The following is a 9,911-nucleotide window of genomic DNA, read 5'->3' as shown; positions in this document are numbered from 1 at the left end:
CGCTGGCCGCCTTCCTTGCGGCGGAGGGCTGGGGCGAAAGCCGCCTCTGGGTGATGGAGGCGCTGGGCGGGCCGCGCGAGCGGGTGCGCGCCACCACCGCCGCGGCCTTTGCGCTGACGGATGTCGCAGCCCCGGTGACGGTGGCCTTCGAGGCCGCGGGCGGGTGCGCGCTGCCCCGCAGCGCGGGTCTGCCCGACGGCCTCTTTGCCCATGACGGGCAGATCACCAAGGCTCCGGTCCGGGCGCTGACTCTCGCGGCCCTCGCGCCGCGGCGGGGCGAGCTTCTGTGGGATCTGGGCGCGGGCTCGGGCTCGGTCTCGGTCGAATGGTGCCTCGCGGGCGGCCGGGCCGTCGCGGTCGAGGTCCGCCCGGAGCGCGCGGCCAACATCCGCGCCAATGCCGCCCGCTTCGCGCTGCCGCTGGAGGTGGTCGAGGGCCGCGCGCTGGACAATCTGCCCGCGCTGCCCACGCCGGACGCGATCTTCGTGGGCGGCGGCTTCGACGAGGCGCTGTTCGCGGCGCTGCCCGCCAAGGCCCGGCTCGTGGTCAATGCGGTGACGCTCGAAACCGAGGCGCTGCTTGCAACGCTCCATGCCCGCCACGGCGGCGAGCTCCTGCGGATCGAGCTTGCGCGCGCGGCCCCGCTCGGCCGGATGCGCGGCTGGGAGGCCGCCCGGCCCGTGGTGCAATGGAGCCTCGTGCGATGATCGTGGCGGGGCTCGGCTTCCGGGAGAGCGCGACCGAGGAGGAGCTGGCCGCGGCGCTGGGCGACGAGGCGCCCGAGCTTCTCGCCACGCTCGAGGCGCGCGCGACCCTGCCCGCCTTTCAGGCGCTGGCCCTGAGGCTCGGGCTGCCGGTGCGCGCGCTGCCCGAAGCGGCGCTTGCGGGCATCGCCACGCCCACCCGCTCGGCGCGGATCGAGGAGCGGTTCGGCACCGGCTCGATCGCCGAGGCGGCGGCGCTGGTGGCCGCGGGCCCCGGCGCCACCTTGATGCGGACCCGCCGGACCGCGGGGCCCGTGACGATTGCCGTGGCCTGCTCGGCCGCGGATCCTGACAGGAAGGGAGCCACGGCATGACCGTGCATTTCATCGGAGCGGGCCCCGGAGCGCCCGATCTCATCACGCTGCGCGGGCGCGACCTGATCGCCGCCTCGCCGGTCTGCCTCTATGCGGGCTCGCTGGTGCCCGAGGGCGTGCTGGCCCACTGCCCGCCCGGCTGCCGCATCGTGAACACGGCGCCGCTCAGCCTCGAGGCCATCGTGGAGGAGATCGCCGCGGCCCATGCCGAGGGCAAGGATGTGGCGCGGCTCCATTCGGGCGATCTCTCGGTCTGGTCGGCGATGGGCGAGCAGCTGCGCCGGCTGCGCGCGCTGGGCATCCCCTATGACGTGACGCCGGGGGTGCCCTCCTTCGCCGCGGCCGCGGCCACGCTCGGGGCCGAGCTCACGCTGCCGGGCGTCGCGCAGTCGGTGGTGCTGACCCGCACCTCGGGGCGCGCCTCTCCCATGCCCGAGGGCGAGAGCCTCGCGGCCTTCGCCGCCACCGGCGCGGTGCTGGCGATCCATCTCTCGGTCCATGTGCTCGGGCGCGTCACGGCCGAGCTTCTGCCGCATTACGGTGCCGACTGCCCGGTGGCGGTGGTCTGGCGCGCGAGCTGGCCCAACGAGCGGGTGGTGCGCGCGACCCTCGGCAGCCTCGAGGCGGCGCTCGGCCCCGAGCTGGAGCGGACGGCGCTCATTCTCGTGGGCCGCAGCCTCGGCGCGGAAGAGTTCGCCGAGAGCCGCCTCTATGCCGGCGACTACGACCGCCGCTACCGGCCCGTGGGCACCCATCCGCGCTTCCCGGAGGGGGCATGACAGGCTTCGTCTCCTTCGTCTCCTCGGGGCCGGGCGACCCTGAACTTCTCACGCTGAAGGCGGTGGACCGGCTCGGCCGCGCCGATGCGGTGCTGTTCGATGACCTCTCCTCGGGGCCGATCCTCGCCCATGCCCGTCCGGAGGCGGATCTCGTGGGCGTGGGCAAGCGCGCGGGCCGCGCCTCGCCGAAGCAGGATCATGTGAGTCGGCTGCTCGTGGATTATGCCCGGATGGGCGGGCGCGTGGTGCGGCTGAAATCGGGCGACGCGGGGCTTTTCGGGCGGCTCGAGGAGGAGATCGAGGCGCTCGAGGCGGCGGGGATCGGCTACGAGATCGTGCCGGGCGTGCCCTCGGCCTGTGCCGCGGCGGCGGCGGCGGGCATCCCGCTCACGCGGCGGCTGACGGCGCGGCGGGTGCAGTTCCTGACCGGGGCCGACGTGACGGGCGGCCTGCCGCAGCAGAACCTCGCGGCGCTGGCCGATCCGGCGGCCACGACGGTGATCTTCATGGGCAAGCGCACCTTCCCGACGCTGGCCGCCGCCCTGTTCGCGGCCGGCCTGCCCGAGACCACGCCCGCGCTTTTGGCCGAAGGCGTCTCGACGCCCGCGCAACGGATCTGGCGCGGCACGCTCGGCGCGCTCGTGGAAGAGGTGGCGCGGGCCGGCGAGGCTCCGGCGCTGATCCTCTACGGCCCTCTCGCGGGCGAGGAGGAGGACCGATGAGCGGCGCGGCAAAGGGCCCTGCATTTCACGAAGCGCGAACGGCATGGCCCTTCAGGGGCGCGGCCCCGGCGAAAGTTTCCTGCGATGCGTGAGCTTCTTCTCATCGGGATCGGCACCGGCAACCCGGACCATCTGACCGCCGAGGGCCGGCGGCGGATGGCCGAGGCCGACCTGATCCTCGTGCCGCGCAAGGGGCGCGACAAGTCGGACCTCGCCGAGATCCGGCGCGCGATCTGCGCCGACGCAGCCCCCCTTGTCCCGGTGGCCGAGTTCGATCTGCCCGTGCGCGATGCCGCCAACCCCGACTACCGTCAGGGGGTCGAGGACTGGCACGATGCCATCGCGCTGGCCTGGGCCCGCGCGGCGGGGGGCGCCGCCCGCGTGGCGCTCCTGATCTGGGGCGATCCGTCGCTTTATGATTCGAGCCTCCGCATCGCCGCCCGGCTCGATCCGGCGCCGCAGGTGCGGGTGGTGCCCGGGATCACGGCGATCCAGGCGCTCTGCGCCGCCCATGCGATCCCCCTGAACGCGGTGGGCGCGCCGGTGCTGGTCACTACGGGGCGGCGGCTCAGGGACGAGGGCTGGCCCGCAGGCGTCGACCGGCTGGCCGTGATGCTCGACGGCGAGACGAGCTTTCGCGGCCTCGATCCGCGGGGGGTGCGGATCTGGTGGGGCGCCTATCTCGGGATGGACGAGCAGATCCTCGAGGCGGGACCGCTGGCGGAGGCCGGTCCGCGCATCCTCGCTGCCCGCGCCGCGGCCCGCGCGCGCCATGGCTGGATCATGGATATCTATCTCCTCGACCGCGGGACCGACGATCGGCGAAAGGGCGGCCCCGAAGGAGGACCGGGAGAGACCTGAGAGGCCGGGAGAACCGCCCAGACGCCCGGCGCACGGCATCGCTGGCGGAGGGCGCCGGGCGGAGGATCCCGCTCGTCGGATACCGCTTTTTCTTGCAGAGACATATGCCTGTCGGACGGGGCTCGCCTCCTCTCTCAAGAGAGGCCGCCTCATCCCAAGGTCGTGTTGAACCTTGGCGGGATTTCGGCGTTTCATCCTCATCAAGCCCGCAGCTTCCGCGGGCGCTCAAGGAGAGATGCGATGTTTCCCGTTCCCCGCCTGACCTACGAGGCTCTGGCCATGGTCATGCCGCAACCGGTCCTCGAATTCTGGTATTCTCCGCTGCCGACCGGCTGCTCGCTCTGACGGCATGCCCCTGCGCGAGCGGGGGCATCCCGACCGGGGCACGCGGGACGCTGCGCCATACCCCCACATTCAAGCGCGGATAGTGACGCGAAATCAGCGGGATGCGATGGCATCCTCCAGCAGCGTGTGAACAACATCCCCCGGCACGTCATCGGCGACGAAGGCCTGCCCGATGCCACGGGCGAGGATGAAGCGCAGCTTGCCGTCCACCACCTTCTTGTCCTGCGCCATCAGCGCGAGCAGCGCCTCGGCGGAGGGCAGATCCCCGGGAATGTCGCGCAGGTCCACCTTCATGCCCATCGCCCGCAGATGCGCGCGCAGGCGGCTGGGCGCTTCCTGGGCGCAGAGGCCCAAGCGCTGGCTCAGCTCGAAGGCCAGAGCGCAGCCGATGGCCACGCCCTCGCCATGGAGGAGCCGGTCGGAATAGCCGGTGGCCTTTTCCAGCGCGTGGCAGAAGGTATGGCCGAGGTTCAGGAGCGCGCGGTCGCCCTCCTCGGTCTCGTCGCGGGCCACGATCTCGGCCTTCATCTCGACCGAGCGGCGCACGGCGCGCTGGCGGGCCTCGGCGTCGGTGGCCAGCCGCGGACCCGCTTCCTCGAGCCATTCGTAGAAATCGACGTCGCCGAGCAGGCCGTATTTCACCACCTCGCCGTAGCCCGCGCGGAAGTCGCGCGGCGGCAGCGTCTCGAGGACGCCGATGTCGGCCAGCACCAGCGAGGGCTGGTGGAAGGCGCCGACGAGGTTCTTGCCCTGGGCGGTGTTGATCCCCGTCTTGCCGCCGACCGAACTGTCGACCTGCGCCAGAAGCGTTGTCGGCACCTGCACGAAGCGCACGCCCCGCCGCAGGACGGCGGCAGCGAAGCCCGCCAGATCGCCGATCACCCCGCCGCCGAGCGCCACCACCACGTCGCGCCGCTCGACCTTCTCCTCGAGCAGCCATTCGACGGCGCGGGCGAACTGCGGCCAGCCCTTGGTGGCCTCGCCCGCGGGCAGCGCGAGCGCCGAAGAGGCGATGCCCGCCTCGGCCAGCGCCTGCCGGAAGGGGTCGAGATGCAGCCCCGCCACCGTCTCGTCGGTGAGGATGGCCACCTTCGGCCGCCGCAGAAGCGGCGCGATCTCGGAGCCTGCCCGCGCGATGAGCCCCGGCCCGATCCGCACCTCGTAGGCGCGCGCGCCCAGTTCTACCCGCACCGCATCGACCGTCATTCGTCCGTCTCCAGCACATCGGGGCGGGTCGCCAGCGCCTCGCGCACCCGCACCGCCATCTGTTCCACCGTTCCCTCGCCGCTTTCCACCGCAAGATCCGCCTGCGCATAGACCGGATCGCGTGCCTCGAGAAGCGCGCGCAGCGTCTCGCGCGGGTTGGGCGTGCGCAGGAGCGGCCGGGTTGCCTTGTGCCGCACCCGATGCCAGAGCACATCGAGGTCGGCCTTGAGCCAGACCGATACGCCCTGCTCGCGGATCATGCGGCGGTTGTCCTCGGCCATGAAGGCGCCGCCGCCGGTGGAAAGCACGCAAGGATTGCCCCGCAGGAGCCGCGCGAGCACCTGGCTCTCCTTCTCGCGGAAGAAGGGCTCGCCGTCGCGGGCGAAGATCTCGGCGATGGTCCGGTTGGCGGCCCGCTCGATCTCCTCGTCCGAATCGAGAAAGGGCACGTTCAGACACCGGGCCAGCGCGCTGCCCACGGCCGTCTTGCCCGCCCCCATCATGCCCACCATCACAACGGTTTTCTTCAGCCGCGCCACCACTTGCCGGGCATCCTCCCTGTTCCCGCGCCGGCGCACTTCCGCCCCGGCCATCAACTTTGTTGCCTGAATGGCGTGAAGTCGGCTGAAAAGCCATATATATTCGACGCGCACGATCCCTGTGGCCGCCGCATTCCGCGCGGCCTGCAGGGCAACAAAGAACCGGGGCAGAACGAGGGTCGGAAACAGGCATGTGGCGCATCTTCAAGGCTTTGCTGGTGCTTGTGGTGGTGGGATTGATCGCGCTGACGGGCTATGCCTATCTCGCGGACCTGTCGCCGCCGCAGACGGAGGTGACGAAGCCGGTGATGCTGAATGCCCAATGACCACAGGTCCGGGTCGCTGCAGGGCGGGGCGCGACATGGCGCCGCGGCACTCTGCGCGCTGATCGGCCTGTCGGCGGGCGCGGCGGCGCAGGAGCCGCTGTCGGCGATCGACTGGCTGTCGCGGTCGGTCGCGGCGCCGGTCAAGCTGGCCGCGCCGCCCGAGGAACCCAAGGTCACCAAGGGCGCGCTGCCGGCGGAAGTGGCGGTCACGCCGCTCGACGGGCCCTCGCCCGATGCGGCGGGGATCCTGCCCGCGTCGCGCACCGGCCTGCCGCACGCGCTCTGGGGCATGGGGCGCACCACCGAGATCGCGAACCGGATCGCCATCGCGCCGACGGCCACGCTGCCTGCGCTCCAGTCGCTGCTGACGACGATGCTTCTGGCCGAAGCCGAGCCGCCGGCCGATTCCGAGGGCAAGGGGCGGCTGCTGCTCGCACGCGTCGACAAGCTTCTGGCGATGGGCGCGCTCGAGGGAGCCGGGAGCCTGATCGATGCGGCGGGCGACGAGGGGCCCGAGATCTTCCGCCGCAAGTTCGACATCGCGCTTCTGACCGGCGAGGAGGATGCCTCCTGCGTCGAGTTGCAGAAGTCGCCCGATCTGGCGCCGACCCTGCCCGCGCGGATCTTCTGTCTTGCCCGCTCGGGCGACTGGAACGCGGCCGCGCTGACGCTGCGGACCGCGCAGGCGCTGGGTTTCGTCGACGATGCGCAGGATGCGCTCCTGTCGCGGTTTCTCGATCCCGACCTCTACGAGGGCGAAGGGCCGCTCACGCCGCCCGCCCGCGTGACGCCGCTCGACTGGCGGCTCCTTGAGGCGGTGGGCGAGCCGCTGCCCACCCAGTCGCTGCCCATCGCCTTCGCCCATGCCGAACTGCGCGAGACAGCAGGATGGAAGGCGCAGATCGAGGCGGCGGAGCGGCTGTCGCGGGCAGGCGCGCTCGATCCGAACCTGCTCGTGGGGCTCTATACCGCGCGGAAGGCCGCGGCCTCGGGCGGGGTCTGGGACAGGGTCCGCGCCTTTCAGGCGCTGGACGACGCCCTGACGGCGAAGGATGCGGCCGCGGTGGCCCGGACGCTGCCCGAGGCCTACGACCGGATGTCCGAGGTGGAGCTCGAGGTGACCCTCTCGCGTCTCGTGGCCGACCGGCTCGAGGGTATCGCCCTGCCGGACGAGGCGGCGGCGCTGGCCTTCCGCATGGCGCTTCTGTCGATGGAGGCGGAGACCGTGGCGAAGGCCCACAAGCCCCGCGACGCGGCGGAAGGCTTCCTCGTCGCGCTGGCGGCGGGCGATCCGGCGCAGGCCGACCCGGCCGATCCGATGGGGCGCGCCATCGCGGCGGGCTTCGGCAAGGCCGAACCGTCCGAGGCCGCCAAGGAGCTTCTGGCGCAGGATCGGCCCGGAGAGGCGCTGCTTCTGGCGCTCGAAGAGGTCGCGCGCGGCATGGATGGCGACATGACGGGCGTGACGCAGGGCCTCGCCCTCTTCCGCGAACTGGGTCTGCAGAAGGTCGCGCGCCGCACCGCGCTCGAACTCATGCTCCTGGAGCGGCGCGGCTGATGGAGGCCGCGGGCATGGAGCGCTGGATCTCGGCCTTTCTCGAGGCTCAGGCGGCGGAACTCGATGCCGCGCGCAACACGCGCCTCGCCTATGGCCGCGACCTGAAGGATTACGCGGCCTGGCTCGGTCGCCGTTCGGAGGATTTCCTGACCGCCACGCGGGATACGGTCGAGGCCTACCTCACCTTCTGCGAGGCGCAGGGGCTGTCTTCGGCCACAAGGGCGCGGCGGCTCTCCGCGATCCGGCAGCTCTACCGCTTCGCGCATGAAGAGGGCTGGCGCGCCGACAATCCCGCGATCCGCATCAGCGGCCCCGGCCGGTCGAAGCGCCTGCCGAAGACGCTCGAGATCGAGGAGGTGGACCGGCTGCTGGAAGCGGCCCGCGACAAGGGCCGCCGCGCCGCCGACCAGATCCGCAACCGCTGCCTTCTGGAGCTGCTCTATGCCACCGGGATGCGCGTCTCGGAGATGGTGGGCCTGCCCGTCGCCGCGGCGCGCGGCAATCCGCGGATGATCCTCGTGCGCGGCAAGGGCGGCAAGGAGCGGATGGTGCCGCTCTCGCCGCCCGCGCGCGAGGCGCTGGCAGACTGGCTCCGGGCGCGCGACGCGGCCGAGGCGCAGGGGCAGAAGGCCGGCCGGCCCGCCTCGCGCTTCCTGTTTCCGGGCTCGGGCGCGGCAGGCCATCTCACGCGGGAATATTTCTATGTCCTCGTGAAGCAGATCGCGGTGCTGGCCGGAATCGACCCCGTGAAAGTCACGCCGCACACGCTGCGGCACGCCTTCGCCACCCATCTGCTGGCAGGAGGCGCCGATCTTCGGGTGATCCAGACCCTGCTCGGCCATGCCGATCTCTCGACCACCGAGATCTACACTCATGTTCTCGACGCCCATCTGAAGGAGCTGGTGCTGAAGCATCATCCGCTGGCGCGCGAGTGAAGGCTTGCTCCGGCGCCGGGCGCGCCTCACAGTTGACCCTTGCCGATCCCGAAGGACCGTAACCCGTCATGACCTTTCCGAACCTCGATCCGGCGACGATTGTCACCGCCGCCGCCATCCTGGGGCTTCTCGCGCTGTCCGCCTTCTTCTCGGGCTCCGAGACGGCCCTCACCGCCTCGTCCCGCGCCAAGCTGCGCGCCAAGGCCGACAAGGGATCGCGCGGGGCCGAACGCGCGCTGGAGGTGACCGAAGACAACGAGCGGATGATCGGGGCGCTGCTCCTCGGCAACAACGTGGTCAACATCCTGTCGGCCTCGCTCGCCACGGCGCTGCTGACGAGGCTCTTCGGCGACGGGGGCGTGGCGGTGGCCACGCTGGTGATGACCTGCCTCGTGCTCATCTTCGGCGAGGTGCTGCCGAAGACCCTCGCCATCAGCCGCCCCGAAGCCTTCTCGAGCCGCGTGGCGCCGGCGATCCGGGTGCTGATCTTCGTCTTCTCGCCCATCGTGGCGGTGGTGCGGGCCCTCGTGCGCGGCCTTCTGAGGATCGTGGGCGTCCGAATCGAACCGGGCGACCATATGCTCGCCATCCGGGACGAGATCGCGGGCGCGATCGCGCTCGGCCATTCGCAGGGCGCGGTGGAGAAGGAGGACCGCGACCGGCTGCTGGGCGCGCTCGACCTGTCCGAGCGCACCGTCGAAGAGATCATGCGCCACCGCAGCCAGATCGAGATGATCGACGCGGACAAGCCTTCGGCCGAGGTGATCGCCCAGGTCCTCGCCTCGCCCCACACGCGGATCCCGCTCTATCGCGGCGATCACGAGAACATCCTCGGGATCATCCACGCCAAGGATCTCCTGCGCGAGGTCTCGCGGCTGATGCGGACGGGCAGCACGGGGGCCCTGGACGAGCTCGACATCCTCGCCGTGGCGATGAAGCCCTATTTCGTCCCCGAGACAACGCCGCTCGACGAGCAGATGCGCCAGTTCCTGAAGCGGCGGACGCATTTCGCGCTGGTGGTGGATGAATATGGCGCGCTCAAGGGCCTGATCACGCTCGAGGATATCATCGAAGAGATCGTGGGCGAGATCAACGACGAGTTCGACATCGCGCAGGAGATGACGCTGAAGCGCGCCGACACGGGCGACTATCTCGTGGACGGGGCCATGACGATCCGCGACCTCAACCGGATGATGGACTGGCAGCTGCCCGACGAAGAGGCCAACACGGTGGCGGGCCTTGTCATCCACGAAGCGCAGATGATCCCGAACGAGGGGCAGGCCTTCAGCTTCCACGGCTTCCGCTTCGAGGTGCTGACCAAGCGCGACAACCGGATCATGAAGCTGAAGGTCCGCCCGCTCGACGCTCAGCCGATCAGCGGGCGCGACCGGCCGTAGGTCTCGTCATAGTGGCGCCGCAGCCGCTGGAGCGCGATGCGGAGCACGATCTTGCCCGAGCGCGCCGACCAGCCCATGCGGCGCTCGGCCGCCTCGAGCCCCTCGAGGAAGCAGCAGCAGCGCAGCACCATGTCGCCGAGGCCGGGGCCCAGATCGCGCAGCGCC

At 71.4% G+C, this 9,911-nt stretch carries 12 protein-coding genes; 9 read left to right on the top strand and 3 right to left on the bottom strand.

Annotated elements, in window-relative coordinates; all coding sequences use genetic code 11:
* The 5 genes from cbiT to cobF form a co-directional block, all read left to right on the top strand.
* On the top strand, window positions 1-707 hold a 707-nt coding region (gene cbiT, locus A9O63_RS12855; protein ID WP_069332297.1), incomplete at its 5' end, for a precorrin-6Y C5,15-methyltransferase (decarboxylating) subunit CbiT.
* Window positions 704-1,078, top strand: coding sequence for a cobalamin biosynthesis protein (locus A9O63_RS12850; RefSeq protein ID WP_069332296.1), 375 nt, complete (start codon window positions 704-706; stop codon window positions 1,076-1,078). The genes cbiT and A9O63_RS12850, both read left to right, overlap by 4 nt.
* Window positions 1,075-1,857, top strand: coding sequence for a precorrin-4 C(11)-methyltransferase (gene cobM, locus A9O63_RS12845; RefSeq protein ID WP_069332295.1), 783 nt, complete (start codon window positions 1,075-1,077; stop codon window positions 1,855-1,857). Before A9O63_RS12850 ends, cobM begins: the two co-directional genes overlap by 4 nt.
* Window positions 1,854-2,579, top strand: a complete 726-nt coding sequence (gene cobA, locus A9O63_RS12840; protein ID WP_069332294.1) for a uroporphyrinogen-III C-methyltransferase — start codon at window positions 1,854-1,856, stop codon at window positions 2,577-2,579. The genes cobM and cobA overlap by 4 nt, the downstream gene beginning before the upstream one ends.
* Before the next feature lie 84 nt (window positions 2,580-2,663).
* Window positions 2,664-3,440 carry a precorrin-6A synthase (deacetylating) gene (cobF, locus tag A9O63_RS12835; protein ID WP_069332293.1) on the top strand — a complete coding sequence of 259 codons (777 nt, stop codon included), beginning with the start codon at window positions 2,664-2,666 and terminating at the stop codon, window positions 3,438-3,440.
* 438 nt (window positions 3,441-3,878) lie between these two features.
* On the opposite strand, the gene aroB is transcribed toward cobF, so the two are convergent.
* Both aroB and A9O63_RS12825 read right to left on the bottom strand, forming a co-directional pair.
* Window positions 3,879-4,991: a 3-dehydroquinate synthase gene (gene aroB, locus A9O63_RS12830; RefSeq protein ID WP_069332292.1), complete on the bottom strand. Its 1,113-nt coding sequence runs from the start codon at window positions 4,989-4,991 to the stop codon at window positions 3,879-3,881.
* Window positions 4,988-5,584 (bottom strand): shikimate kinase, encoded by a 597-nt coding sequence (locus A9O63_RS12825; protein ID WP_069332291.1) that lies wholly within the window; start codon window positions 5,582-5,584, stop codon window positions 4,988-4,990. The genes aroB and A9O63_RS12825 overlap by 4 nt, the downstream gene beginning before the upstream one ends.
* Before the next feature lie 137 nt (window positions 5,585-5,721).
* On the opposite strand from A9O63_RS12825, the gene A9O63_RS23570 reads away from it, so the two are divergent.
* From A9O63_RS23570 to A9O63_RS12810, 4 genes are all read left to right on the top strand, one after another.
* Window positions 5,722-5,856, top strand: coding sequence for a hypothetical protein (locus A9O63_RS23570; protein WP_002719992.1), 135 nt, complete (start codon window positions 5,722-5,724; stop codon window positions 5,854-5,856).
* Window positions 5,846-7,414: a hypothetical protein gene (locus tag A9O63_RS12820; RefSeq protein WP_069332290.1), complete on the top strand. Its 1,569-nt coding sequence runs from the start codon at window positions 5,846-5,848 to the stop codon at window positions 7,412-7,414. Before A9O63_RS23570 ends, A9O63_RS12820 begins: the two co-directional genes overlap by 11 nt.
* A complete protein-coding gene (locus A9O63_RS12815; protein WP_069332289.1) occupies window positions 7,414-8,349 on the top strand; it encodes a site-specific tyrosine recombinase XerD in 936 nt (311 codons plus the stop codon). Before A9O63_RS12820 ends, A9O63_RS12815 begins: the two co-directional genes overlap by 1 nt.
* A gap of 68 nt (window positions 8,350-8,417) precedes the next feature.
* Window positions 8,418-9,746, top strand: coding sequence for an HlyC/CorC family transporter (locus tag A9O63_RS12810; RefSeq protein WP_069332288.1), 1,329 nt, complete (start codon window positions 8,418-8,420; stop codon window positions 9,744-9,746).
* Here A9O63_RS12810 and A9O63_RS12805 read toward each other — a convergent pair.
* On the bottom strand, window positions 9,716-9,911 hold a 196-nt coding region (locus A9O63_RS12805; RefSeq protein ID WP_235836982.1), incomplete at its 5' end, for a DUF6456 domain-containing protein. The genes A9O63_RS12810 and A9O63_RS12805 overlap by 31 nt on opposite strands.

Origin of the sequence: Cereibacter johrii (genome assembly GCF_001720585.1) — a bacterium.
Classification (GTDB): Bacteria; Pseudomonadota; Alphaproteobacteria; order Rhodobacterales; family Rhodobacteraceae; genus Cereibacter_A; species Cereibacter_A johrii.
Note: the sequence above shows the minus strand (reverse complement) of the source record. Positions and strands in the feature narration are given on the sequence as shown.